Annotated in this window: 19 protein-coding genes and 1 pseudogene; 6 read left to right on the top strand and 14 right to left on the bottom strand. The window is 56.7% G+C overall.

Annotation, left to right across the window (positions count from 1 at the left end; translation table 11 throughout):
• Positions 1-35 precede the first annotated feature (35 nt).
• Positions 36-1259 (bottom strand): annotated as a pseudogene (locus B3527_RS03180) (polysaccharide lyase 6 family protein); the annotation flags it as partial.
• Between the two features lie 292 nt (positions 1260-1551).
• On the opposite strand from B3527_RS03180, the gene B3527_RS03175 reads away from it, so the two are divergent.
• Together B3527_RS03175 and B3527_RS03170 are read left to right on the top strand one after the other, a co-directional pair.
• On the top strand, positions 1552-4566 hold the full coding sequence (locus B3527_RS03175; RefSeq protein WP_290479654.1) for a TonB-dependent receptor: 3015 nt from the start codon (positions 1552-1554) through the stop codon (positions 4564-4566).
• A 230-nt stretch (positions 4567-4796) separates the two neighbouring features.
• On the top strand, positions 4797-5543 hold the full coding sequence (locus tag B3527_RS03170) for a FadR/GntR family transcriptional regulator (RefSeq protein WP_206990770.1): 747 nt from the start codon (positions 4797-4799) through the stop codon (positions 5541-5543).
• A 305-nt stretch (positions 5544-5848) separates the two neighbouring features.
• Here B3527_RS03170 and B3527_RS03165 read toward each other — a convergent pair whose 3' ends face one another.
• Positions 5849-6202 carry a helix-turn-helix domain-containing protein gene (locus B3527_RS03165; RefSeq protein WP_290481819.1) on the bottom strand — a complete coding sequence of 118 codons (354 nt, stop codon included), beginning with the start codon at positions 6200-6202 and terminating at the stop codon, positions 5849-5851.
• A gap of 460 nt (positions 6203-6662) precedes the next feature.
• Positions 6663-7616 (bottom strand): SDR family oxidoreductase, encoded by a 954-nt coding sequence (locus B3527_RS03160; protein WP_290479652.1) that lies wholly within the window; start codon positions 7614-7616, stop codon positions 6663-6665.
• Between the two features lie 165 nt (positions 7617-7781).
• On the opposite strand from B3527_RS03160, the gene B3527_RS03155 reads away from it, so the two are divergent.
• Positions 7782-8672, top strand: a complete 891-nt coding sequence (locus tag B3527_RS03155; RefSeq protein ID WP_290479651.1) for an AraC family transcriptional regulator — start codon at positions 7782-7784, stop codon at positions 8670-8672.
• 15 nt (positions 8673-8687) lie between these two features.
• Here B3527_RS03155 and B3527_RS03150 read toward each other — a convergent pair whose 3' ends face one another.
• Entirely contained in the window at positions 8688-9299 is a 612-nt protein-coding gene (locus tag B3527_RS03150) for a TetR/AcrR family transcriptional regulator (protein WP_206990766.1), read from the bottom strand.
• Between the two features lie 109 nt (positions 9300-9408).
• Positions 9409-11166 carry an N-acyl-D-amino-acid deacylase family protein gene (locus B3527_RS03145; RefSeq protein ID WP_290480821.1) on the bottom strand — a complete coding sequence of 586 codons (1758 nt, stop codon included), beginning with the start codon at positions 11164-11166 and terminating at the stop codon, positions 9409-9411.
• 215 nt (positions 11167-11381) lie between these two features.
• On the opposite strand from B3527_RS03145, the gene B3527_RS03140 reads away from it, so the two are divergent.
• Positions 11382-13595 (top strand): TonB-dependent receptor, encoded by a 2214-nt coding sequence (locus B3527_RS03140; protein WP_290479649.1) that lies wholly within the window; start codon positions 11382-11384, stop codon positions 13593-13595.
• Positions 13596-13655: 60 nt separating this feature from the next.
• Here the strand turns inward: B3527_RS03140 and B3527_RS03135 are convergent, their stop codons facing one another.
• Positions 13656-14486: an alpha/beta hydrolase gene (locus B3527_RS03135; protein ID WP_290481118.1), complete on the bottom strand. Its 831-nt coding sequence runs from the start codon at positions 14484-14486 to the stop codon at positions 13656-13658.
• Between the two features lie 744 nt (positions 14487-15230).
• Between B3527_RS03135 and B3527_RS03130 the strand changes: the two genes are divergently transcribed.
• Complete coding sequence (locus B3527_RS03130; protein ID WP_290479647.1) at positions 15231-15926, top strand: endonuclease/exonuclease/phosphatase family protein; 696 nt, start codon at positions 15231-15233, stop codon at positions 15924-15926.
• A 108-nt stretch (positions 15927-16034) separates the two neighbouring features.
• On the opposite strand, the gene B3527_RS03125 is transcribed toward B3527_RS03130, so the two are convergent.
• A protein-coding gene (locus tag B3527_RS03125; RefSeq protein ID WP_290479646.1) for an IS3 family transposase occupies positions 16035-17173 on the bottom strand; the annotation gives its coding sequence in 2 pieces (ribosomal slippage) (positions 16035-16915 and positions 16915-17173; 1140 coding nt in all).
• A gap of 80 nt (positions 17174-17253) precedes the next feature.
• Between B3527_RS03125 and B3527_RS03120 the strand changes: the two genes are divergently transcribed.
• Positions 17254-17682, top strand: coding sequence for a hypothetical protein (locus tag B3527_RS03120; protein ID WP_290479645.1), 429 nt, complete (start codon positions 17254-17256; stop codon positions 17680-17682).
• A 168-nt stretch (positions 17683-17850) separates the two neighbouring features.
• Here the strand turns inward: B3527_RS03120 and B3527_RS03115 are convergent, their stop codons facing one another.
• The 7 genes from B3527_RS03115 to B3527_RS03085 form a co-directional block, all read right to left on the bottom strand.
• Positions 17851-18519, bottom strand: a complete 669-nt coding sequence (locus B3527_RS03115) for a hypothetical protein (RefSeq protein WP_206990753.1) — start codon at positions 18517-18519, stop codon at positions 17851-17853.
• 66 nt (positions 18520-18585) lie between these two features.
• Positions 18586-20679 (bottom strand): beta strand repeat-containing protein, encoded by a 2094-nt coding sequence (locus B3527_RS03110; protein ID WP_290479644.1) that lies wholly within the window; start codon positions 20677-20679, stop codon positions 18586-18588.
• Between the two features lie 158 nt (positions 20680-20837).
• Positions 20838-21644: a hypothetical protein gene (locus B3527_RS03105; RefSeq protein WP_290479643.1), complete on the bottom strand. Its 807-nt coding sequence runs from the start codon at positions 21642-21644 to the stop codon at positions 20838-20840.
• A gap of 196 nt (positions 21645-21840) precedes the next feature.
• On the bottom strand, positions 21841-22785 hold the full coding sequence (locus B3527_RS03100; RefSeq protein ID WP_290479642.1) for a CsgG/HfaB family protein: 945 nt from the start codon (positions 22783-22785) through the stop codon (positions 21841-21843).
• Positions 22786-22813: 28 nt separating this feature from the next.
• Positions 22814-23254, bottom strand: a complete 441-nt coding sequence (locus tag B3527_RS03095; RefSeq protein WP_206990749.1) for a curli assembly protein CsgF — start codon at positions 23252-23254, stop codon at positions 22814-22816.
• Positions 23247-24116, bottom strand: a complete 870-nt coding sequence (locus B3527_RS03090; RefSeq protein WP_290479640.1) for a hypothetical protein — start codon at positions 24114-24116, stop codon at positions 23247-23249. Before B3527_RS03090 ends, B3527_RS03095 begins: the two co-directional genes overlap by 8 nt.
• 220 nt (positions 24117-24336) lie before the next feature.
• A complete protein-coding gene (locus B3527_RS03085) occupies positions 24337-25473 on the bottom strand; it encodes a helix-turn-helix transcriptional regulator (protein ID WP_206990747.1) in 1137 nt (378 codons plus the stop codon).
• Positions 25474-25639 lie beyond the last annotated feature (166 nt).

Below are 25639 nucleotides of genomic sequence, written 5' to 3'. Positions count from 1 at the left end.
TCAAATTACCTGACGACGGACAGAGCAGCCGTCGTCACATTGTCCTCAAAAGTAATTCCGCTTAGGTCGTCCTGTATTCGAAATGGCGCGTCGCTACCTTCTCCAATCACAATGTTGCTTCGGAAAATGGAATTGACAGGTACGGCCGTGCGTTCAGCGTCGGATCCTTCGGCCAGCTCAATGCGGCGGACAGTATCGAAAACATTATTCTCTATAATTGCGCCATCAACCTGATGATAGCGGTTGATCGGCGAGTTCGGTACCCCATTCATTACGACCAGCGCACCAGAAAATCTCTCTCCGGTCAGATCCTTGAAATAGTTGTTCCGCACGGTCTGGCGCGCATTGATAACGCGGACACCTCCCGTATAAGGAGCGCCATCTCCATCAAAGAGGTTGTTCTCAACCAAGGTATCATTGCCGTGGCGCAAGGTGAGTGTACCACGCGACCGGAAGAACGTGTTCCCACGGTACGTATTACCGCCTGATTTGTTCGAAATGATTTCGACCTCGCCGCTGCAGCGGTCGAAGTAGTTGTTCTCCACGAGTGTGCCCGAGTGCGTGAGCGAATAATGACTGGTTCCAATACGAAGCGTCTCGCCCCCATTTGACCCGAACACTGGGCGAGGCCCGAAATAGTTGTTTCGAATGACATGGTTGTTGTTCTGGCTGTCTTCCGTATTGAGGCGGACTGCCATTGTAGGACCGGAATTGAGCTTGCCCGACAAGTGATTGTGATCGAACACATTGTTCTGGCCATACATCGCAACCCAGATGTCACGCTGCGCCCTGGTTGGGTTGGAGTAGTTTTCGATAACTGTTTCGGTGACACGTGAATTATAGGCGAGATTGTCATTGTCTCGCCGGAAGCTGATAACTTCAGTGCGCGGCGTATAACCTTCCCGAAAAACAAGACCGGATATGACAAGGTGTTTGCCGGCCAGTCTCAGGCTCGACTGTCCGGACAAGATAACCTTGCCAGGTGTTTCAGCCGATACGGTAATGGGAGTTTCGATTGTCCCTTCAGCGTCGAGAAGCATATCAAAGTCGCGCCAAACACCGTTCTGGAGAACGATCTGGTCTCCTGGCTGGGCATTGGTCGCTGCGTTGAAATAGTCTTCCTGATTGGAGACGGGGATGACACGATGGCTATGAGGGCGTTGGGGTGTGGCTTCAGAAACTTCAGGCAGTGCGGGGACAGCCTGACAAGCGCCCAAAGCAAAACAAATTACCGTCGCATTGATGAGCCCTAAACGCATGCTTTTCTCCCGAGGCCGTGTAATCCGGCTTTTCTGCAGTGCTAAATTGTCAGACCAATTTGTCAACCAATTAATTCTTGCGCTGTTGAAAATGTTCTTTTTGATCCCCGTCGCTTGCGGGGGGTGTCGCAAATTTACAATACTAGCTTGGAAAACTGATTAGAGGTCATACCAATATAGACAAATATGCATACCAAAGTGGTTGACATACCATCAGCGGAGGGTGTTGGTAGTCTTCGAAGTGCCTTGCGTCGAGACGAGGCCTCAAAAATATAAATGGGAGGAATTCAGTATGCGCACGTTTAAACGGGATGAGTCTGTCAGTCTGAGGAGGCAGCGGGTTTGGCGGGCGGCACTGCTTGCCGGTGTCGCGCTGCCGTTGGATGCCGCAGCATGGGCGCAGGAAGAACCGGTCACCGTGTCAACACCGGCCGCTGAAGGTGAAGCGCGCCAGGATACGGTTGTGGTGACGGGAATCCGCTCATCGCTCGCAAGCGCACTTAGTGAAAAGCGTGCTGCCGATAATCTGATTGAAGTCATCCAAGCAGAAGACATTGGTAAGCTGCCGGACCAAAACCTTGCTGAAGTTCTGGAGAATATCACGGGTGTTCAGATTACTCGCGAAGCTGGTGTGGGCACCGGGGTTCAGATCCGCGGTACAAATGCAAACCGCACCGAGATAAACGGTGTGTCCACCGTGGGGTCTGGTTCTGGTCGGGGTGGCATTAGTTTTGAAGATGTTTCTGCTGCCATGATCGCGGCTGTTGAGGTAACCAAAGCTCCTGAGGCAAAGACGATTGAAGGTTCTGTGGGCGGGACAATCAATCTCAGAACAATTCGTCCGCTTGACCTTACTGAGCGTTTGGCGACGATACGAATTCAGGGCGAGGACAGCAGCCTCACAACCGATGGTATCACTCCGAGGCTCGCTGGGACCTATGGCAATAAATGGTCAACGGACATGGGTGAGATCGGGACCGTCATCAGCGTCAGCTACGCTGAGCAGGACGTTACCGCGTTTCGTCCTCGTGCAGACCGCGATAACCTGATTGCGTCAGATAGTGGTGCCGACAGTGCGCAGTCTTTTGATTTTCTGCCAATACAGTTCCTGAATCAAGACTACGACAACTTTGAGTACGAGACGACCAATATAGCCGGTACGGTAGAGTGGGCGCCGAATGATGGCGTGAAGCTGTACTTTGATGCTGTTCTGAACGATCAGGAGCGCCGGCAAGAAAGCTCCAGGGTGCAGGCCTCGGGGGTCAGCAGCCTAAATAACATCTCCATTCCGTCTGCCTTCGAAACAGTGAATTTTGGCACGTTGAGCGGCGAAGACGGCGCGCAATTCCTCGGTAGCATTGAGGCGGCGCTCAGAGGTGTCATACCGGTCGACTTGGCTGATGATGATGACGATCCGAACCTTCGTTTTTCATCCGATACAAACTCCCGCCTGACAGATAGCAGAATCTACCGGTTGGGGACCGACTGGCGGCGCGGCAAACTTTCGGGCCGTGTCGAGCTCTCAACGTCGACATCGGATTCCACGACGCCGAGCTTCAATACCACGCTCAATTTCATCAATCCCAACGCTCCGCTGGATGCTGGTGGCGGAAACGACAACGCCGTCCCATTCGTCTACGATCTGAGTGGGGGGGCGCTGACCTTTGCCGTTGCGCAGGATGCCGCATTTGGTCCGACAACCGCACAGTTGCTTGATCCGGCAAACGTTGTTTTGCGTGATGTCAATATCGGCGAGGACAAGTCCGACAACAGTGAAGACGCGTTTCGTGCCGACTTCACCTATGATTTGACAGACAGCTCCGTAAGCGAATTCATCACATCTATTGATGCGGGGTATCGTTACAACAAAACCTCCAGCACCCGCGACCAAATTCGCTCAAACGTCGGATTGCGTTCAATGGCTGATAGTCCGCGGGGGGATCTTTTTGCGGATCTCCTTGTTGCCGGTCCGGACAACTTCAATGCAGCCGATGGCCGGGCGCTGTACGTTTCAGATTTTCTGCTGATCAATCCAGAACTCGCCGCGTCCAATCCCGATGGTGTGCTTGCTGCCCTTAATGCGGCCATCTCTGCACATGGTGGATCAAGATCAATTGACTCGCCCACCTCGAGTCAAAGCGCCTTTTTCGACATCGAGGAAGAAACCCATGCCCTTTATGCGCAAGCCAACTTTGAATACGGTATGTTCCGCGGTAATGCAGGCCTGCGTTATCTGGAAACGGACATTACTTCAGTCGGGAATTCTATACTCAATGGCACCGCGATGCGGGTCTCGACGGAAGGCAGCTATGATTTCTTGCTGCCGCGTTTCAACCTTGTGGCCAACCCGACCGAAGATGTGATTCTGCGTTTTGGCTTGAGCAGGGACATCAGGCGCCCGAACTTTGATGACCTGTCAACGTCGCGGACGTTCAGCACCAGTCCGAACCCGCCGGTCCAGATCGGCAATCCTGGCTTGGCGCCCGAGCAGGTAGACTCCTTCGACATCGCAGCTGAGTGGTATTTCGCGCCCTCCGCTGTGGTAAGCATCGGCTATTTCAACAAGAAGCGTACCGACCTGTTCGTTACTCAGCAGGAAGACCCATACGAAGATCCGGTCACAGGTTTCCGTGATCTGACCGATCCGTGCGAGGCGGGGGGTATTTTCAACCCAATTGCCGATCCGAACGTGTTTGCGGCCAGCGGCACGCCAGTCGGTATCTGTGTGCCAGTTTCGACGACGGTCAACGATCCCGGTGAGACTACACAGGAAGGTTTCGAGTTTGCGTTCCAGTATGATCTTTCTGAGTTTGAGGATCGGCTCGGCTGGGCGTCTGGCTTCGGTGTACTTGCAAACTATACCAATCAGAAATTTTCTGGCGGTGAAACGGTGAACACTGCGACGAGTCGCGCCAATCAGGTGTTTGCCGCCCTGGGTGCGACAACACCTGTGACGTTCCAGCAGCCACTGATTGATCTGTCGGAGAATGCGTATAACGCCACACTCTACTACGAGAAATATGGCCTTTCTGCCCGTGCCCGCTACACGTGGCGTGACGCGTACCGATCAACAGATTTCGGCAGTACGTCCAGCTTCCCTTGGGGATTCCCCGTTGTTCAGGAGGCTCGGGGACAGCTCAATGCGAGCATCAATTATGATGTGACCGAGAGCCTGAGTGTGGGAATTGAAGGCGTGAACCTCACCGAATCTGAGGTTCAGCAATCCTGCGTCAACGAAGGGGCGCTCTTGTGTTTCCAGGGATTGACTGATCGGAGGATTTCATTCGGCGCCAGCTACAGCTTCTAGAAGACAGTAGTGAGCCGATTCACGACAGGAAACGCCCCACGTGTGTGGGGCGTTTTCGTGCATGATCACTGGATTTAGCGGTTTAGAGGCATATTCGGAGATTCGCGCGAATTTTTTTACAAATTGGTCCAACCAATTTGTAAACCTTTTAAAATTACGTATAATGTCGTCGCAATCGGGATTTTGTTGTCTACCCTTAGACCTGACATGCTGCTTGAAGGAACCATTTGATGTCAGAGAAGCGCCTTTACCACACCGTTGCCAGAGCTATTCTGGATATGATCGAGTCCGGATCTTATCCGCCGGGCACGCGGTTGCCTGGAGAGCGCGAACTGGCAGAGAGATTTGGCGTGAGCCGCGTCGTGGTGCGAGAGGCCGAAATCTCTTTGGAGGCCATTGGGCGACTCGACATCAGGGTCGGGTCCGGCGTCTATGTACGCGATGCCGACGAATCGAGCGGACTTATACTGCCGCGTGTTACACCTTTCGAGCTAACTCAGACCCGCCTGATCTTTGAATCCGAGTGCGCCGCTCTCGCTGCCACGCAGATCACCGACGCGCAAATTGAAGGACTGCGGGAAACGATAGAAAAGATGGCGTCATCGACGCACGATACTCCTGACGGCGACGAAGCTGATCGCGACTTCCATCTTCAAATTGCGAAGGCCACGGGCAATGCGGCCAACGTGTTCTTCCTGCAAAACCTCTGGCGTATGCGCAATGAAATTGACGCAGTCCGGAAAGTCTATTCAGCCGTGTGTCTCGATGACACGTCACATCGCGTGAATGAGCATTCGAATATCCTCGATGCTCTGGAAGCCAGAGATCCACAAGCCGCTCGTGAAGCAATGCAGGGCCATTTCGAGCGCCTGCTGGAAGCGCTTCTGGACGCGTCGGAACGACAGGCCATCGAGGAGGCGCGGCAGAAGTCGAGCGCCAATCGGGAGAGGTATCTCAAATTGGCGGCTGCGCGTTAGGAGAGCTGGAGGCAATTGTCAGGGGAAGTGGTCGTTGTCTATTTACGCCTGACATCATGATCTACCTTCCAACGCACAAGTTCGCCGCCATTCAATCGGGTTCGCGGTACGGGTATTTCTCGACGGTTTGAGCGGAAGATATTGGTCGCACCCGAGCGGAGGAGGTTGGTGATCCCTGAGACTTCTTCCATTCGCATGGACTGCGCTCTCAGGAGTCCGTAGAGCGCGTTTCACCCTTCAGTACTGGTTGGCTTTCTGAAGTCGTCAAACGCGCTCTGGTGACTCTCTCTCAGAGCTTTCTGAAGCTACTCGTCGTAGTAGTTGTGGATGTCACGTGCCACATAGACGAGTTGCCACTCCCAAATGGTAATCACCCGGTCTGCGACAGACACAATCTCAGGGTCATCCGGGCATTCCTGAGCGAGCCAGGCTGAAAGCACATGGGCAACGTCGTGGCTGAAGAAGTTGGCGATTGTTGAAAGATGTCGGAGCGGGACCTTGGCAGAGCCGCGCATCCATTGAACGACGGTTGTGTCTCTCTTGTATCCAAGCTTTTCGGCAAGCTCGGCGGGTGTGGATGTCCGGTACTCGAAAGAGAGTTCGAGAAACCGGGACATCCGGTGGTTTGAAGGTGTTTCTTCAAGTTCTGGGAACAGCATTGGTCTTCCTTTCGGTTGGTTGTCGATAGGAAGAATCTAGCGGTTCTCGTCGGTGATTGCGGGTGGCAAACTCTTGTTTGTGTAAGGCGAAGTGTACTTGTCGGGTTGAACCTACGGCATATACGAAATGTCTCGTTTCAGCGTATCCGAAGGCTTTGGGAAAAAGCTTCAATCGGTTCGTTGGTGCACAATCACTTCAATCATCAAAGGAATATCGAGAGTAGGGCCGGATTCAAATTGCTACGTGACGCTGCTCTTCTCGAATGGCGCGCGTTGATCGCCGCCTGAGACCTGTACATCCGCGAAAAGCGGAGACTGGTTCGAAGCCGTCTGACAGCGCCCACCTTGGCGGGACATGCAAGGACCCGTTGCGATGGCGTATTTCCTGCGCGCGTCCAAGCAGATGGCAACAGTCCGTCAGGTTGACTCGACCCGCGCGGGGCCGGGGACCTTCAGGGAATTAAAGTGACCATTCGAATCCGACGGCCTTTTCGGACACGTCCCAAAGCCGCGCCATCACCGCCTTGTCATAGGCATGGGCGTTCAGGGTTCCCTTGCCGACCGGTCCTACGAATTCGCGGGTGCCGGTGGGGCCGTAGAGGGCGCGCTGTTCGGTCAGGGCCTTTTCGGTGGCGCACATGACTTCCGGGTAAGACCCTTGCTCAGCGGTTTGGACCATCGGTGTCTTGGTCATCAACCACCAGATAAACCGCATGGTGCGGCTGCCGCTGGTAGAGATCAACGAGGTGGCAGACGAACCAGGGTGGCAGACGAAAACCTCGACATCGTTGCGCCCCGCAGCGGCCAGCCTGTCTTGCAGCTCATAGCCGAACATCATCTGCGCCAGTTTGCTTTGTGAATAAGCTGTGTTCGCGCCGTATCCTTCTTCCCAGTTCATGTCGTCAAAGTTGATGGTTCTCAGACCCATATTGTAGCCAAGGCTGGCCACGATAACGATCCGGCCTTTGCTTTCCGCGATCCGCTCGAACAGAAGGCCGTTCAGCAGGAAGTGACCGAAATGGTTGGTGCCAAGTTGGCTCTCGAACCCATCCACTGTCAGCTTGCGGGTGGGCACTTGGGCGATGGCGGCGTTGTTGATCAGCGCGTCAATGCGCGGCACGGTCGTCAACACCTCGGCAGCCGCATCGCGAACACTATCCAGAACCGCCAGATCCAATCGAACAAAGCTGACATCGGCCGCTTCGCCGATTTCCTGTTTCAGTTCTCCGATGGCCGCTTTCGATTTCTCGGTCGAGCGGTTCAGCATCACCACCCTGGCGTTTTTCTTCAGAAGCGTTCGTGCCGCCTGAAATCCCGCGCCCGAATTCGCGCCGGTGATGAGGTATGTCTTGCCGCTCAGGTCGCCGAGGCGTTCGGGCGTCCAGCCCTTGGGTCCGAATGTCGTGTCTGCCATTGTTTTCTCCTGCCAGCGCTACTGGCGGTCTGTTCGGATGTCTGTTTTTTCCTAGAAGGTAGATGGCTCTCGGTAAGTGCGGGAAACAGACGTAATCGTCGCTAATACGTGCCTGATTGTCTCGTCCGTATTGAAAAGCAGCATCTGCCTTGCCAGTTTGGCATTATGAGCAAAGACCAGATCAGACACCTGATCGACCAGCGCCTTCCCGAGGCGGGGGTGATCGACACCGCGCTAAAGGGTGTGCAGCTTTTCCGCGTGACCGAACCCGTTCCCTGCGCGCCCGCCGTCTATGAGCCCACCGTTGTGGCAATTCTCAGCGGTGTGAAAGAGGCCATCCTAGACGGCGAACATCACGCGTATGGCAGCGAAGAATACCTGCTGTGCCCTATGACCCTGCCTGTTGAAGCGGGGGCCCCGCAGGCATCGGACGACAACCCGCTGCTGGGAGTGATGATCGCGCTGGAGCCACGCATGATGCGGGATCTTGCCATTGAGATGGAGACCACCGCCGGCGCCGGTTTCAGACACGACGGCCTGTCGCAGCCAGCGCTGGCGCTGGCGAAATGGGATACCGGATTTACTGAGGCCCTGCTGCGGCTGCTGGAGCTGCTCGATAATCCGGTGGACGCGGCGGTGCTGGGCCCGGGGCGTCTGCGCGAGCTGTATTATGCCCTGCTGAAGGGGGAGGCAGGGTCCGCCGCGCGGCGCGCCTTCGGTGTTGGCAACGAAATCGCGCGCACCATCGACTACCTGTCCAGCCATCTGAGCGAACAGGTCACCATTGACGACATGGCCAACCATGTTGGCATGAGCCGCGCGGTGTTCCACCGGCGATTCAAGGAGGCGACGACGATGACCCCCATCCAGTTCGTTAAGTCAATGCGCCTGAATAATGCCGCTATGAAGATCGCTGAGGGCAAGACTGTGTCCGAGGCCGCCTGGGACGTGGGCTATCAAAGCTCGTCGCAGTTCAGCCGGGAGTTCAAGCGTCTTTACGGTCAGTCTCCCAGGCAGTGGAGCCATGCCCGGCAACCGGCACTCGGTCCGGCGTAACGGCCTATCCTAACATCAACTGCCAGACTGATTTGTAAGTGCAGCCCACAGCAGGTCTTCCAGAAACGCCCGTTGAGCGGATTCGGTCTCATCCTTGCGCATCAGGACCAGCGAATGGACGTTCTGGATGATCTCCGCAAGGCGTTCATCGGACAGATCGTTGCGAAGCGTGCCTTCTGCCCGCCCGCGCTCGAAAACTGGGGCCCAGATCTTCACAATCTCGGCCCGGACGGCATCGTTGCCCTGAACGAGAAAGTGCTCCATTTGGGTGCTCGTTTCGTTCAGTATGATCGCTTGGAACAGTTCTTCTTCCTGCGCGATGCGTATGTTTTCGATCGAGCCTTCGATCAGGGCTTCTTTGACGTCCGAATATTTGGCGACCGCACCGGCAGACTTTGATCCCATGCCTCGCAGCAATTGGAACAGAACCTGATTCACCAGCGCGGGCCGGTCCTCGAACATGCGATAAAGCGTTTTCCGAGATATGCCGGCCTCGCGAGCAATGTCACTCATTGACGTCTTGTGAGGTCCCAACTGCCTGAAACACTTCAGGGCAGCGTCAACCACCGCTTTTCTGGACACGCCGGAATGTGTCGTTTCGGGGCCGGGAGCGGTAGTGTCAGTCATACAGGATTTCACAGGCCTTTGCTTGAATGGGTAAGTATCTTGCCGGACCGCATTTAGTCCATACTTCACAGTCTATTCGAGCACACATGGCAGCCCCCTGAAGTTGACGTCATTCAGCGGCCATGAGTGGTGATGGGGCGGATTTCGACGTCACACGAACGAATGCACCGGGGGTTGCTCCGGTGGGGCGGTCCGTTTGGTGAGTGACCACACCATTCACGATAACACAGTCGTAGCCGCCCGCGCGAGCTTGGCGGCGCCAGTCGCCTTCGGGCATGTCGTGGACAATCTCATACTTGCTCATGTCGAAGTAAAGCTGGTCGAGATTGTAGATCAGGATATCCGCCTTGAACCCGGGGAGTAGGGCGCCGCGATCACGAATGCCGACCGAACGCGCATGTTTCAAGCTGAGCTGGAAGTGCATTTCTTCCAGTGTCTTGAGTTTTTCCTCTCGTACCAACCAGATCAACAGGTCGGTTGCGTAATGCCCCATGCCAAACGCCTTTGTGTGGGCTCCACCGTCTGAACCACCGGGGACCACGGCTGGATTCGCCATGAGGCGTACCGCTTGATCCGGCGTGATTGACGCGATCGGCGGCGACTTCATTTGCAGGTCCAGATCCGACTTGACGCCAAGGTCCAGCAAGGCGGCGACAGCACTCACGCCAATTTCTACGCCGACCTGCGCCAGAGTTTTTCCGAGAAATTTCTGAAGCGCGGGATGTTCGCCGACCGCTATGACGGTTTGGCCTTCCAGGCCCGCCGCGCCGCTTGCAGCACCCATTTCCGCGTATTGCGTCTCAAACTCCCGAACAAAAGCGGGGTCTTTTATCAATGCAAGAATTTCGGCATCGGAACTGCAGCCGACGATTTTGCGGACTGCGGGAAGTTGGCCTGCGGCGGTATCGAGTTCTCGGATGCCGGCCTCTACCCAACCGCGATTGATCAGGGCACCAGCTGTTACGTCGCATCCCGCTTCGCGCATGGAGTCTAGCCATTGAAGGTCTTCGTCGACCACTTGGGGCACCAGATCATGTGTCAGGAATACGTTATGTATGACCCGCACGCGCGTCCCGCGGGCCAATTCGGCTACACGTTGTGTGATGGAACGATCGCCGAAATACATGATCTGGGGCAACATCTGGATGACGCCTTCGCCGCGCGTTATGACTGCACGGCAAATATTCAGAATATCGTCATGGTCCATGAGGTCGGTCGGCATGGGGGTGCCGTCCGTATCGACATGTGAATTGCCTTCGGCACCCATAACCGACATCGAAATACCTATGGCCCCGGCGTCCATTGCTTCATTGATCAGGCGATGTATTTCGGCCAGTTCTTCTGTATTCGGTCCTCGCGTTTTGGCGGCATCTACACCCATCACATAGACGAGCAGGGGATTGAGCGGGAGAAACGTCAGGACGTTCAGCCCTTTCCGCAAACCGCGGATGCGTTCCATGTATTCGGGAAAGGACTCCCAGTCCCACGGCAGTGCTGCTTTCTGGTGGGACACAGGGATTTGCTCCGTAGTTTCCAGCATGCCCATGATCCGCTCGCGGTCTTTTTCTCGAACCGGAGCAATTCCAAAACCGCAATTTGCATTCACGACGGTCGTGACACCATTGCGACCGGCATCCAGACAGTACGGATCCCAGAACAAGGCTGCATCGTAGTGGGTGTGTTGCGTTATGAAACCGGGCGCGACGGTTTTTCCGGTGGCGTCAATGGTCTGCTTTGAGCTGCGGCCCCGCAGATCGCCAATTTCAGAGATCTGATCATTAATGATTCCGATATCTGCATAGCCACCGGGACTGCCTGTGCCATCGACAAGAAATCCTCCTGAAATGATTAGATCAAAATCCGTCATTTGTCGTTCCATCCCTTCTTTGTAGTTGTTTGTTGCAAACCTCGATTTGCAAGCACGGAAGAGGTTTTGAACCCGCCTCTCCTTCTGTTCATGACGGATTGAATGACACAATAATATACAATTGTCACCCCTGAGTTGACACAAGACACAAAACGTAATCTTTGTATCAAAAAGCGGAACGCATAATACAATTAGTCCGCATGGGAGGAACGAGGATGACCAACAATCGAGACACCACAACTGCGTCTGGCGAAGCCGGTACCGCAAGAAGAACGACCGCAGCGGCAAGGTGGGGCGGGCTGGCGGCATGCGTTGCTCTAATGCCGTTGACCACACCTGCGATCGCGCAAATGGGTGAAGGTGTCGAAGCGGAATCTCGTCAGGCGACTGTGATCGTCACGGCGACCAAACGAGAGGCGAGCATCCAGGATGTCGCCGCCTCAATCTCGCAGGTCGGTGGAGATGATCTAGAGACGCGCGGTGTCGATGATGTCGAAAACCTCGCCCTGCAGATACCGAATTTGACATTCGGAAAATTCGGGAGAAACACATTCGTGACAGTGCGCGGTATTGGCACGACGGTCGATTCGGGCGTGGCTGAACCCTCCGTTGCAACCTATGTCGATGGCGTTTTCCTCCCGCGCGCCACAATGGCGCTGCTGCGCCAGGTGGACCTCGAGCGCGTGGAAGTTTTGCGGGGACCGCAAGGCACGCTCTACGGGCGCAATGCGACGGGCGGCGCGGTGAACTATGTTTCGCGCGGACCGAGCGACACGTTCGAAGGGAAAATTGTTGCCACGTTTGAGGAGCGTAACGGCCGTGGTGTCGATGCCGTCGTGTCCGGTCCCATCTCGGAGGGATTGTCCTTCCGGTTGAGCGGCGGCGTGCAAAAGCAGGATGGCTATGTGAAGGTGCTGAATACCGGTCAGGATCTTGGTGATCAGGATCTGTGGCATGCGCGCGGGGCTCTAAAGATTGAGCCATCAGACAACGTCACGATCGACCTTTCTGTTCAGCATGAAGAGGACACTGGAAATTTTGGTTGGCAGTCGGTTGTTTCCGAACCATTTGTTGTTGCTGGAACTGCGGCGTTGTTCATGACCAACGCGAACTTCACAACAACGCCTAACCAAGTGTACGCGGACGGCGATCATTCCGGAAATGCCGAGACGACCATTGCGATTGCGCGGGTGAACTGGGATGTTTCGGAAACAGTCTCCTTCCGCTCCATTACCGGCTATGTCGATCATGAGATCGACAATTCATTTGATGCGGACGGGACCAACTTCTTCTTCGCCGATCTTACGGGATCGTCTAGGCCGTCCCAATCGTTTAGCCAGGAATTCAATTTGTATGGCCAGACGGGTGCGCTGGATTGGTTGATCGGGGCCTACTATTTCAGCGAAGAGTTTGAACTTGGCCTGCCTGTGGAGTTTCCGGGAGTTCTGTTTGGCGTCCCCACGGTGCCGCGTCTCGAGGTTATTGCGGGGGATTTGGTTGAAGATACGGAATCCTATGCGGCATTCGCCGATGTGACCTATGCATTGACGGAACGGCTGCGCATCAATGCCGGATTGCGCTTCAACGCAGAGGAAAAAGAGTTTACGTTTTTTGGTGCGCCGTCTCCGGCTGGAAACATCGACTCTGAAGACGTCTTGCCGAAGCTCGGCATGCAATTCGATGTCAGTAATAATGTGAATGTCTATGCGAACTGGCAAAAGGGCATCAAATCAGGCGGACACCAGCTAAGCTTGCCGCAATTGTTCGACAGCGAAGAACTGGATGCGTACGAACTTGGCATCAAGTCACAATGGATGAATGGTGCCCTGACCGCGAACGCCGCGCTTTTCTCCTATGACTATACGAATCTGCAAGCGACCATCACCATTCCGCCTGCGACGACCTTGGTTGAGAATGGGGATGCGGAGCTGATCGGGCTGGAAGGCGAACTCATGTATGCCGCAACGGATAATATTGCCTTCAATATGGGCGTCTCGCTTCTGGACACGGAATATACGGACCTGATCACGACCGACCAGGCATTGCCAGGGACGCCCGCTGTCGACCTCACCGGGGAAGAACTAATCCGGGCACCCGAGTTCACTGCGAATTTCGGGGCGGAGTGGAATATTCCAATAAATTCCGGCTTTCTGGGTAGCGTGCGCCTGCGCGGAGATGTCTTTCACTCAGCAGATTACAAGCTGGCCTTCATTGACTATCCGGAGTTGAGGCAGTCTGAATACACGAACATAAACCTGTCAGCGACGCTTACAGATACGTCTGGCAATTACCAGCTTCGTGCTTTTGTGAACAATGCCACGGACGAAATCATCCTGAACAATGGGAGCTATTTGGCGTCGAGCGGTGGGTTCATCGGCATTCATTCGGCGCCCCGGACAGCCGGCGTTTCGCTTTCTGCCAAGTTCTAGGTTTTCTCTCAGATGGACTGCCAATGTCTCGGCGCCGGTTAGCGGAGCCGGGACCTTTTTTCAGCTATCAATGCCAAGCCGTCGACGCAGGAAATCGAATGATGCCTCGCGGAAATCACGTGAGATGTCTGCTTCGGGCGCCAGGGCGTCAAACCCGTGGGGAACATCTTCAACAATTTCCAGTTCGCTCTCTACGCCGTCTTTCGAGAGCCGTTCCGCATAGTCGAGGTTTTCACCGTAGAAGAGATCCTTGTCGCCGACGCCGATCCAGGCTGGCGGCAAATTCGACAAGTCGGGGCGACGTGACGGCACAGCCCAACGCGGAATCTCCGATCCGTCATCCGGCGGATGTCCCAGATAGGCAGACCAGCCGAAAAAATTGTTCTCATTGTTCCAAGCGATATGCCGGACTGGTGTGAGGTCTCCTCGTGTTGCCGTCCGGTCATCGATCATAGGGTAGTAAAGAAGTTGCGCGGCCGGCTGCGGGGCGCCTTCATCCAGAATCCTCTGGCAGAGTGCTGCCGCCAGGCCGCCCCCTGCGCTCTGGCCTGCGACGACAATCCTGGAAGGATCAACTCCCATGAGTTCAGCATTGTCCAGAAACCACAACCAGGCTTTGTAGCAATCGTCGAGCGGCGCCGGATACGGATGCTTGGGCGCCAGTCGATAGTCTACTGACACCACAGACATGCCGAGTTCGCGGACGATCCGATTGCAATCAGGATCGTTCATTCTTGCCTGGCCCATTACGTATCCACCACCGTGAATGAACAGCATTCCAGCGCCGGCGTGTTCGCTGACCGGTTCGTAAACGCGAACGCTGACATGTTCGAGCTTTACGGTGTGCCTACGAACATTGGCGTCGGCCTGCGACCGGAAGGCGATCGCCATGACCAATTTCATCAGCATCCGCGACAACGGACTTCGAAGAGATATGGTCGGCATCCTCGCAACTTGCTTTTGCACTTGAGGGTGCAGATTGCTGACCTTCATTTGCTTTGATGTCATGATGTTTCATCTCGCTCCCTGTTTGTTTGCAGATGGAGTACAGAAGACTTCTGCACAAGCTGAGACTCTGACACAATATTGTTGATGTGTATCACGCATTTGCCGCAGCGGTATTGAGATAAGAACTGGCTTCAAGGAGGGGGTCTCTAAGGTGTACCTTCGCGAAGGGATGAAATCACCTTTTTGCTAACTCATTGCAATGCAGAAGATCATCCAGTTTGCGACGGGCTTGTCAAAGGAACCAGACCCGAGTTGACCAATACTGCTGGTTGGCTCCAATCGATGGAAAAAACTGTTCTGTTGCTTCAGAACGATGGGGATTGTGAACAGCCTGCTGAAGCTGGATCTGCCCGACGATCCGGCCGCATCTCAGAGTATGGGTAGTTCAACATCCTTGTCAGGGTAAATGCCGAGGCAAGGGGGTGACTATACCCACGTTACCCTAAGACTTCTCCTCTCTGGCGAGTGCGCTCTCAGAGCGCGCAGGAGAGTCGAAAAACAGTCTCCAGTACAATTACTGAAGGCATCAAAGAAGCGAGTCAGCGAGCAATCTGAGTCGATTGTGACGCATTCTGATCCGGTGGACGGAAATCACCGATTGAAGTACGGAGTGATGAGTTGAGGATCGTGAACTGGAACATTGAACGGCGGAAGCCGAGTTCATGGCAAGCACGTTCACTCGTGGATGAGATAGCGTCGCTAGAGCCGGACTATGTTTGTCTAACCGAAGCTTGGAAGCAGTCGCTGGCGGATTTCGGCGGTCATGTTATCTCGGCGGAGGGGGGGGCATGGAGCCCTCAACATCCCGATGAACGCAAGGTCGTTCTCTGGTCTCGAAATCCGTGGGCAGACGTCGAACCGATCGAGCAGCTTGAAGCGATCGGTAGCGCCATAACAGCCAGGAGTGAGATCAACGGCAACGTCGTCAGATTTGTAGGTGTTTGCATTCCGTATCATTTTGCCAGTCCGCTCGGAGTTGAGCCGAGAGCCAAACCTTGGACTGAGCATGAGAGGTTTCTGGAAATACTTAAGCCACATTTGGCGCGTTGGGCTCGAGATGAGCCGGTGACTGTCTTGGGTGATTTCAATCGACGGGTTCCGAGATCCTGGGGGCCAAAGCAGTCGTATGAGAAGTTGGAGGATACATTCTCAGGTTACCAGTTTGCCACAACCGGTATCTTGGACGAAATCAATGATCGAACAATCGACCATATAGCTTTCGCCGGTTCGTTTGAGGTGAAGAGAGTATACGGGAAGAGTGCGCATCTTCCAGATGGTCGAAGACGGTCTGACCATTTTGGTGTTGTTGCGGAACTCGCGTGAACTGCCAGAGGCTTTAGGAGAGGGTCTGTATGATGATAGTGGGCATGCTCTGCCCCACCGAGGCGGTCCACCAATAATGTTAGTTCGGCGGTTTCCATGTAGCGGCGTTCATGCCGCCACCTCCCCACAGTAAGGCGGTATGAACGCCGCGGGCAAGATGGTTTGTGGAGCAGGTGGTCGGTAGCCCAGAGAAGAGTGTGGGCGCACGGTGTTGCAGTGCCGCCGCCAAGCCTCGATCAGGATCTGGGCTTCCCTGAGATCGAAGAAGATTTCCCTCGCCAGCAACTCGTCTCTGAGCTTGGAGTTGAAGCTCTCGCAGTAACCGTTTTCCCATGGTGAACCCGGTTCGATATAGAGCGTCTTCACGCCGACCCGGCCAAGCCAGTCACGCAGCGCGGTGGCGATGAACTCCGGGCCATTGTCGGAGCGGATATGCTCAGGCGGGCCATGCGCGACGAACAGCTCGCCCAGCGTGTCGAGCACATCGCGGAAGTTGAGCCTGCGTTCGACGCGGATGGCGAGGCATTCGCGGGTGAACTCATCGATCACACACAGTATACGGAACACCTTGCCGGCATGCGTACGGTCCTGAACGAAGTCATACGACCAGACATGGCCTTTGTGCATTGGCCGCAACCGGATACAGGAGCCGTCATTCAGCCATAACCGGCCGCGTTTTGGTTGTTTCATCGGAACTTTCAGCCCCTCACGCCGCCAGATGCGATAGACGCGCTTCTCGTTCACATGCCAGCCATCCCGTCTCAGCAGGGCTGTGATGCGGCGATAGTCATACCGGCCGAACCGCTCGGCCAGGGCGATGATGGCCGCTGTCAGCACATCCTCGTCCTGACGCACCACACGCGGCTTACGCTGGGTGGAACGGTGCTGGCCGATCACACGGCAGGCCCGGCGCTCTGTTGCACCGAGTGTCTCCACCACATGATCGACCGCTTCGCGTTTGCGTGAAGGGCTTAGAACTTTCCCTTTATGACTTCCTGAAGGATCTGGTTGTCGAGAGTCAGATCGGAGATGGCGCGACGCAGCCGCGCATTCTCCTTCTCGATCTCCTTCATCCGTTTGGCCTGGCCAACCTGCAGCCCGCCATACTCCTTGCGCCACCGGTAGTATGTCTGCTCCGTCACACCGATCGAGCGCACAGCCTGGCCCGTCGCCTCACCACGCGCGAGGCGCACCTCAACCTCCCGCAGCTTCGCAATAATCTCTTCAGGCGTAGATCTCTTGCCCATGTCTCAGCTCCATATCTGAAGCCGGAACTAACTCAAATAATGGACCACTTTCGTGGGGGCAGACCAAAGCCGTGCGGGACATGTTTGAGGTCCTGAACAAGGCGATCGACCTCGACACAGCAGGCGTTCCGCCCATTGACGGGCTAGAGGGCTTCAAAGATCTCCTCCGACGCTACATTCGGCATTGTGCCACCAATCCTGACCACGCCCGGATCATGGTGTCCGAAGCGATGATAGGCGGCGAGCGGCTCCAATGGATAGTGGACAATTTTCTCATTCCGCGACGCGAAGCGATTGCGCAGCGCCTGGTGCGCGCCAGTACTCTGGAACAGCTGCCAGACCTCAACCCGTTATCCTTCCTCTATATCACGACGTCTGTCTGTCAGATGCCATTCGTGCTGGCGCACGAGGTTCAAGCATTGTTTGGTATTGACGTGCGGAAACCAGAAATCGTGGACGCGCACATTGAGTCGGTGTTGAACCTGTTTTTTCAGTATCGCGCCGACTGATTCCGGAAGACATGGAGGCTTGGGGCCGACGCGTCTGAGGCACGCGCCTTGTCAGGTGTCCTCGGTTCAACTGCATTGAGGCCGGAGCTTGCTCCCGTTCCAGCGTGTGTCAGATCGTGTCAGCCCGTTTCATGCCATGCCGCTCGGACGGGCCGGAGCTTGCAGGGCTTATTGCTGTGTTCCGGGAATCAGGACGTCGATCGGCAGGCCTTCCGTGCCGAAATCCGGCAACATGTCATCTTCGTCCGGAGGCGGCGGGGTGCCGTCGGAGCCGGTGCCCATGAGAAATTCGCTGCCGGCCGATTGGGCGGCCTGCGACACGGCCTTGCCCCGACCGATCTCGTTGACGGCGCTGGCGGGATCTATGACGGTCACGGCGCGCGCGCTGGGCACGACAACGGTCAGCGTTCCATCTCCTTCGCCGGAGGTCAGGGTGAGCCCGTCATTCGGCTCCAGGCTGGTGCGACAGCGCTCTGTTCCAGCCAGGTCGCCAATACAGGGATCGTCTGCATCCGTGACGGGAGTCAGGCGGGCAGCCGCCGGGTTCGCTGGAATTTGGCCGAAACCCGCAGACGCAGCATCCTGCCTGGTGTCTTCGGACGCCGGAACGACCTGTTCTGCGCTGATGGCGTAGGCCGCTGCGTCGGCATCCTTGCGCTGGCCATCGGGACGGGGCGGTGGAGGCGTGTCGGCCTCGAGGCCGCCGGTCGGCATGGTGAATATTTTGGGAGGCTCGAACGGCGTGGTGCAGCCGGTGCAGAGGGCAAGGACGAGCAGGGCGCCAGCAAGGTTCGCGGGGCGCGGATAGGCGGTCGACGAGGATGTGTGGCTCGTCATGGCTCAGTCCTTCCGGTGTGTGGAATGAAGGTCCCGGGCCGGAAAACCGGCCCGGGACGGCAGGGGTTACTGGTTGACCGTGGCCGAGTTATAGGACCCGGTCTGGACGATGGAGGCCATGTTGCCGGCGGTCACCGTCTGATTGATCGACGCGTCGTTGAAGTCACCGCCGCTCTGCGAGATCGTCGCCATGTTGCCGTCGGTCGACTGCAGGATCGAGGCGGTGGAGAATTCGCCGCCCGTCTGGGTGATCTCACCGGTATTGTCATTTCCGCTCTGCGTGACGCTGGCGGTCAGGTTGCGACCGGAATTGTTGCCTTGCGTGACCGTCGCGGAGTTATCGTCCCCGCTCTGATCAATATCGGCATCTCCACGGCCACCATTCTGGAGAATGGAACCCGTGTTTCCATGACCGGTCTGCACGATGTAGGAATCGTTCGAGAAGCCGCTCTGGTCAATGCTGGCCATGTTGAACGATGCGCCGCCGATCTGGTCGATGGCCGCCGTGCTGGACTTGCCGTCCTGATCGATACTGGCTTCGTTGTCGGAGCCGATCTGGGTGACATAGGCGTTCAGCGAGCTGTCCTGCCAGACGCGACCTTCCTGGGTGACGTTCGCCGTGTTGCCGGAGCCGTCCTGATAGACGTCAGCCAGAACGCTGTTGTCAGCCTTCTGGCCGGTTTCACCTGGTGCGTTGTCATATTGGTCGACATTGGCCGTGTTGCCATCACCATACTGGGTGACGATGGCATCGAAGTTCTGCGAACCATCCATGTTGAACGATTGGGACACATTGGCCGTGCTCATGCCATCCTGCAGGATGGTCGTGCTTAGGCCGGACTGACCGTCCCCGTTCATGAACTGGTCGACATTCGCCGTTGCGCCGCCATCCTGCGTGATGCTTGCAGAAATGTTCGTGGAGCCATTGCCAGCGATGCCCTGATTCACGTTTGCGACCGAACCACCATTCTGATCGAGCGTGGCGACCACGGACCCGGACGTTACGGCACCGCTTGTCGCGGTGTTTTCGACGGACTGGTCTACAAAGGCGCTGGAACCGCCATCCTGCGTCACATTGGCCGTAATGCCGGTTGCCCGGTTGCCATCCAGGGACTGGTTGACTTCGGAGATCGAAGCGCCGGACTGGTTGATCGTGGCGAAGGCATTGTTGGCCTGTCCGTCAACAGCGGTCTGGCTGACAGTCGAGCTGGAACCGCCGGTTTGGGTCACATTGGTCCGCAGCGTGCCCGTGAAGCCGGGGCCGGTGCCTTCCTGAGTCACGGACGAGGAATTGGTGTCGCCGTTCTGGTTCACATTGGCAACCTGGTTGAAACCGCCGCCGGTGTTCGTCTGATCCACGGTGGAGGTGTTGTTGTTGCCAGCCTGAATAACCGTCGATTCCGGATCGGCATTCGGGATGTTGATCGTGCCATTGGAGGAATCGTCCGTCTGCGCGATCGTGGACACGTTGTTGTCGCCTGTCTGATCATTGTCAGCATAGGCGCCGATTGCATTCTGGGTGACAGTGGAGTCGTTGTCGTTACCGATCTGGTCAACGGTCGAATTATTGTCGCTGCCCGTCTGGGTGACGGAAGCCGCGTTGGCATCACCGAGCTGTGCAACCGTCGTTGTGTCGCCCGTGCCGTCCTGGGCGACGACCGCGCTGTTGTCATTGCCTTCCTGGCTGACTGTGGCGACTTCACCGCCCGTATCGTCGGTAAGGCCTTGTGCGACGGTCACGCTGTTGCCCTGGCCACCGACCTGGTCAACAGAAGCCGTCTGTGCGAGCGAACCTGCGGTGTTCTGGTCGATGTCAACCGAGTTCGGGGCGGCCCCGGTAACGGTGTCAGCGGTCTGGGTCACCGTTGCAGAGTTGCCAACCGCAGCGCCGACGGCACTGGTCTGATCGATGTCGGCCGTATTGGTGGCAATACTGTAGATCTGCGATCCGGGAGGTGTGTGCTTCTGGGTGATGGACGCCGAGTTTTCGTCGCCGGTTTGGTCGATATAGCCTTCGTTTTCGAGACCTTCGGTCTGATCAATGTCGGCATTGTTTGAAACGCCGCTCTGGTTGATGAGCGCCTCTGATTCGTCTGCGAAGGCAGGTCCCCCGAAGCAAAGTGCCGCGATTGCGGCGGTGGCGAGAAGTTTCGTGCGCATGAGATGTCTCCTTGTCAGTGCACATTTCGCACTGATCCGTTCTCGGATCAGCTTGTTCAAAAGGCCATTCTGGAAGCTGAGTGCGTCCCCCCGATGGCTTCTGCCACGCCCCGCTGATGTACAGTTGGAGGCATGTTCGGTTTCAGACCGGGCGCGCATCAGTATGCGCCTTGCGTCACGGTGACCGTGCCGCAGCCAGAGGCCACGACACATCCGGTCTGGTTGATTGTGTATTCCAGCGCATCGCCGGTCTGGACGAGCAGGGCGGACAGGCCTTCGCCGTCCTGGTAGATTTTACCCTGGTTGTCGTTTCCGTCCTGCTCGATTGACGCGGTGTTTCCGGCGCCGGTCTGTTCGATCAGCGCATCGTTGTCGTCACCGTTCTGCACGATGGAGGCGACATTGCCGCCTTCCACAAGATCGCCAGGCGAGACGGTCTGATAGATTGCGGCGGTGTTGCCGTGTCCCAGCTGCGTGAGGGAAGCGGAATTATAGTACAGTTCACCAAAATCATTTGTCTGCCGTATGAGGGCGTCGTTGGAGTCGCCCTCGATTGTGAGGGTGGCATCATTGCGGCCTGCAGGCTGACTGCCGACGGGGGGCGAATCCTGGCGAATCGCGAACGAGTTCGAGTCTCCCGTCACGGATATGCGGGCCGACGCATTGTCTCCGGATTGGGAGACCGTATTGGCCCGGTTCATCTGACCCTGAACATAGGCGTCCACGACAAGATTGCGCCCCGACTGGGTGACTTCCAGCGTGTTTGCGCGTTGCGCCTCGGCCTGCCGGGTGCGCTCAAGAATGTCGGAAATCTGCTCAATATTAGCGAATGAGCCCGTGTCGGCCCCGGCGGGAAGGGCCAAGCCGAACAAGATGGACAGGACGCCGAATGAATTGCGCGTCGAGTGTCTGCGCGCGCTCTCAGCGGGCGGACGTGCAGATGCGATTGCAGTATGTGGCAACATAAAGTGCCGCTCCCGAGTTGCTTGCCTCGACGTGAGGCAGTATTGATCGGGAGATCCGCCAAATGGCAGATCCCCGGGGAGAGACCGGTCCGAGCGCCAACTTGAAGTCGGTCTCTCCCCACCCTTATTGCGGCTCGCGCCGCGCGATCTTGTCTTTGCCTGGTCCTAGTCGGTCCAGGGCTTTGATTGCATCAGCTCAACTTGCTTCATTGGCCTCCCAGTTTTCGCCCTCTTGCAGCAATTCCTTTGGCACACCCTTCAGGGCGTCCTTTGGAAATTCGGTGCGGTATTTCTGATCGTAGAAATCCACCGCTGTCTTGCCGAGATCGGGGTTTTCGAAGTTCCAGAGACCAGACTTTACACCTTCCACGATCAATCCGTAAACGGCTTTTTCGAGCGCCTGGCGTACAGCAACATGGCGAGGCTGGTTCAGGGTGATTCCGGCCTCTGCTTCGAGAAGCTCCCGATAGGCGACATATTTGAAGGCGTTGGCCTGCCAAGCGACAGACGCGACGCGTTGTTCGGTCGTTACCGAGATCAGGACTTCGCCCGTCTTGACGCTGACAGCCCGCAAATACACCGAAACGGCGTCTTCCCGGTACTGTGTGTTCGCGCCAATTCCCAGATAGCGTGCGCCGGCCCCACCCGTTTGCGTATTCGTATCATAACCCGTGATGGCTCCTTCGATCAGGATGCCCGCGAAAAGCAGCGCGGGAAGTGCGACCGATTCCTTTGCAGATTCCCCCAGATAACGCTGGCGCATTTCCAAGATGATCTGGCGTTCCTTGAGCAAATTATCCAGCTTTTCCCGTTCGATGACGGTAAACCAGCTGCCATCTCCTGCGTCCTGCAGGGCCTTGATCAGGATCGGCGTTGCGCCCTGGGTCACGGCGCGCGACAGCGTCTGGACAGTATCGCTCGGCTTGAAGGCGCCGGTCTCGTCCGCGACGCCATAGACGGCGACCGGAATCTGCTCCGTCGGTTTTGGCAGCCAGATCAAAGCATACTCGGTCTGCGTGCGCGGATTCACGGTCGGCTCCGCCATGTCCATGGACGCTTTTGGCGGCGTGCCGCACGCAGCAAGCAGAAGTGTCAGTACAGGCGTTGCCAGCCAACGCTTGAGGCCAGATTGTCCCCACATACAGTGTGTGTCCCCTACAAATTCCCGGTTAGCCGCCGGTGGTGAAAATCGGCACCACGACTTCTGTCGTTGTCCCTGTGGTTGCGTCAAAAATGGTCAGTGTGATCGAATCCAGACCTCTCACGAATTCGACTGTCTGGTCGCCGAAGACGACCCGGCCATAATCCTGCGGATCCTCCCCGAAGATGGCATTGGCGACCTCGGAGGCGAGTCCTGACAGAAGGCGGCTTTGCAGCTGCCGAATGAACAGGTCAGCCTGCGGATCACCGCTGGCGGAGGATGGTGCCTCGGTATCATCCTGGGCGTTTGCGATGCCGAGGAGGTGGGCCGAGTTGAACGGGTTTCCGCCGAAGGACGGATTGACGGGCGTATAGACGAGTTCCTGCGCTGCCGCGCTGCCGGCAAGGGCGAGTGCGACCATGCCGGCGCACGCACCGGTGCGGATCATCCTGATTGGGTGACTAGTCATTTCCTGTTCCTTTCCAGCGCACGCCATCCACGAGGAGGCGGCCTGCGCGTTGCAGATCGACATGTGCCAATGTGATGCCATTCGAAACCTTTACCTGCGAGGCACCGCCCAGTGACATACGTGCATCCGATGCTGTGCCGGCCATTTGAAGCGTCGCGGTTCCATCGAGTTCGGCCGTGATGTCCGTGAGCGTAACGGAATCCAGCGTGATCCGGCTGGTTCCGGACTGATAGATTTCAGCCGTGCCGGTGAGCTGGTCGCTGACCAGCCGGGATGTCCGGCCAAGACAGGCATGCAGGCGGTTTCGGATTTCGCTGATCCGGATGTGGCCGCCATGACTGGCGTCGATTTCAGCGACTTCGGCGCCGGACATTTCCAGGGCCAGGGCGCCGGTTGTTGTCAGACGGAACGTGTCGGTGACATTGTTGGCGATGATACGGCTGCATCCGCCAGCCAGAATTTCGAGATTGTCAGCATCGGAGATTTCGGCATCTCCGGCCCGCATGGATATGCGGACATTTGTGGAAGTGGGTGCGGAAATCACCACGGTCGGGAAGTCGCCGATCGGGTGCATCTCGCCATTGTCGAAGGAGATGCTGAGTTCGCCATTGGTGCGGGCGCAATTCATGGCGAGGGAGGCAGGGGCCCCGCGGACCGAGACGCCGCCATCTTCATCGGTGCTCACGGACAGGGTTCCAAGGTTTCCGACGCCGTCCTCGACGGAGATGATTTCGATCTTGTCCTCGGTGTTCGGGATGATCCGAAGCGTGCCGACATAATCTTCAATATCCAGCGTCATCGCATCATGCCCCGTGGACGGGTGTCCCGCTGATGCGCTGGCCGGCACTAGAAATGCGATCATGAGGCCAACTGCCGCATACGATGCCGCCCGTGGCTTATTTAATTTTGTCGCACGCATTCTGCCCTGCCAATCTTACAGCAACGGCTCACCGAATTGGGCCGGATATTGCGGGCGTGTCCCCACTCCCGGCTCGCGTTCAGCGAACGTTTCACCCTTTGTGAGTGCTAACGAAACATTAAGAAAGTGGGCTGTCATCCCCCAAACGGGGGGAAGGGACAATTTATCCGTAAAGTTTATCGCCTGCATTCGTTTGCACGGGCACGGACATACCAGAATCGAACGCGAAACGTGACGATTTTATCACAATCTCGGCCTGGCGATTGACCACCATCTTCTGCATGATCGACTTGAGAAGCGTCTTGACCGTGCTGGTTGCCACAGCCCGGGCTGTGGCGATTTCCGCTACGGTCTGGCTGGCATAGAGCCGTTCGCAGACATCGCATTCTGCTGAGGTCAGGGAGTAGGTCTGGCGCAACAGGTTCCGGTCCAGGGATTTCACGGATGTGAGCTTGTCGATGAACAGGACCGCATGGCCGGAGCGGGCGCCGAAATGCCCGATGGGGGGCACCGGTGTGACCGAACAGATATAGGTGCATTCCGGGCGCAGGCGCGCGAAGGAAAAGCGGCCGCCAATGGCGTTGCTCTGGCCGCGCAGGGTGAGGGCCAGATCGCGGTTGCTCTCGTCGGACAGGAGATCCAGGCGGCCGAGCCCATCGGTGCGGACCACGCCGGACGCGAGCAGTTTCTCGAACTGTTCTGACTGCCGGACGACCGTGCCGGATTTGTGCAGGATGGCGACGCAGGCTTGGCGGCCGAACATGTCCAGCAGCGACGTTTCCTGCCGGCTGACAATGCGCCCTGCAAGATGGGTGACCGGAATGGCTGCGCGGACCATCTGAGAAAAGCGGGCAATGGAATCATCCGAAAACGGACCATCATCGCGGGGGCGGGCAATCGCCAGGGCCACCACGGTCGAGTCATCGCTGGCGAGGACCGTGCCGGCGAACTGGCCGACGCCGGCCGGAATCAGGAGTTCCTGATAGGCGGCATTGGTGGCCACGGTCTCCTCATCTGCCACTTCATGGTCTCGAATGATTCGGCCGATCTCGCGCGAGGCCAGAATCCGGGTGCGCGGATTGATGGCGAGATACTCCTGCTCATTTTGAAAAAGGTCGCGATCGACGGTGCCCTCGACGGCGGAATCCAGGATGAAGGTCGCATCACTGACGGAAATGAGTTGTGTAGTTTCCGCACCACAATGCGCATTGACCATCTCGAGCGCCCGGGGCAGGACATCGCTGTCGCACAGGCCTTCCAAGAGCAATTCTTTGAAGGTGTCGAGGGTATGATTGCTCATATATTCCAATCTACGCGCCAAGTTTGGCAGCAATGTATAGCTTTCCGTTACTTAACGTTGCAAGCATATTCTTGGTAAATGGGCTGTGAGGATGATCACGGCAGGGAGGTATGACGGGACGTTGCTGCAGTGTCTCACCGCGCTTGCCCATTTCTGTCCACATTGC

Source organism: Hyphomonas sp. UBA4505 (assembly GCF_002388685.1).
Taxonomy (GTDB): Bacteria; Pseudomonadota; Alphaproteobacteria; order Caulobacterales; family Hyphomonadaceae; genus Hyphomonas.
This window is presented reverse-complemented; position numbering and strand designations above follow the sequence as displayed.

Excerpts from the sequence above, each read along its gene's own strand:
- B3527_RS03155 (WP_290479651.1), top strand. The coding sequence starts at position 7,782 with ATGAGCAAAGACCAGATCAGACACCTGATCGACCAGCGCCTTCCCGAG.
- B3527_RS03145 (WP_290480821.1), bottom strand. The coding sequence starts at position 11,166 with ATGACGGATTTTGATCTAATCATTTCAGGAGGATTTCTTGTCGATGGC.
- B3527_RS03165 (WP_290481819.1), bottom strand. The coding sequence starts at position 6,202 with ATGCTGTTCCCAGAACTTGAAGAAACACCTTCAAACCACCGGATGTCC.
- B3527_RS03095 (WP_206990749.1), bottom strand. The coding sequence starts at position 23,254 with ATGACTAGTCACCCAATCAGGATGATCCGCACCGGTGCGTGCGCCGGC.
- B3527_RS03105 (WP_290479643.1), bottom strand. The coding sequence starts at position 21,644 with ATGTTGCCACATACTGCAATCGCATCTGCACGTCCGCCCGCTGAGAGC.
- B3527_RS03160 (WP_290479652.1), bottom strand. The coding sequence starts at position 7,616 with ATGGCAGACACGACATTCGGACCCAAGGGCTGGACGCCCGAACGCCTC.
- B3527_RS03135 (WP_290481118.1), bottom strand. The coding sequence starts at position 14,486 with ATGGCGATCGCCTTCCGGTCGCAGGCCGACGCCAATGTTCGTAGGCAC.
- B3527_RS03085 (WP_206990747.1), bottom strand. The coding sequence starts at position 25,473 with ATGAGCAATCATACCCTCGACACCTTCAAAGAATTGCTCTTGGAAGGC.
- B3527_RS03175 (WP_290479654.1), top strand. The coding sequence starts at position 1,552 with ATGCGCACGTTTAAACGGGATGAGTCTGTCAGTCTGAGGAGGCAGCGG.
- B3527_RS03120 (WP_290479645.1), top strand. The coding sequence starts at position 17,254 with ATGTTTGAGGTCCTGAACAAGGCGATCGACCTCGACACAGCAGGCGTT.
- B3527_RS03110 (WP_290479644.1), bottom strand. The coding sequence starts at position 20,679 with ATGCGCACGAAACTTCTCGCCACCGCCGCAATCGCGGCACTTTGCTTC.
- B3527_RS03140 (WP_290479649.1), top strand. The coding sequence starts at position 11,382 with ATGACCAACAATCGAGACACCACAACTGCGTCTGGCGAAGCCGGTACC.
- B3527_RS03100 (WP_290479642.1), bottom strand. The coding sequence starts at position 22,785 with ATGTGGGGACAATCTGGCCTCAAGCGTTGGCTGGCAACGCCTGTACTG.
- B3527_RS03090 (WP_290479640.1), bottom strand. The coding sequence starts at position 24,116 with ATGATCGCATTTCTAGTGCCGGCCAGCGCATCAGCGGGACACCCGTCC.
- B3527_RS03170 (WP_206990770.1), top strand. The coding sequence starts at position 4,797 with ATGTCAGAGAAGCGCCTTTACCACACCGTTGCCAGAGCTATTCTGGAT.
- B3527_RS03115 (WP_206990753.1), bottom strand. The coding sequence starts at position 18,519 with ATGACGAGCCACACATCCTCGTCGACCGCCTATCCGCGCCCCGCGAAC.
- B3527_RS03150 (WP_206990766.1), bottom strand. The coding sequence starts at position 9,299 with ATGACTGACACTACCGCTCCCGGCCCCGAAACGACACATTCCGGCGTG.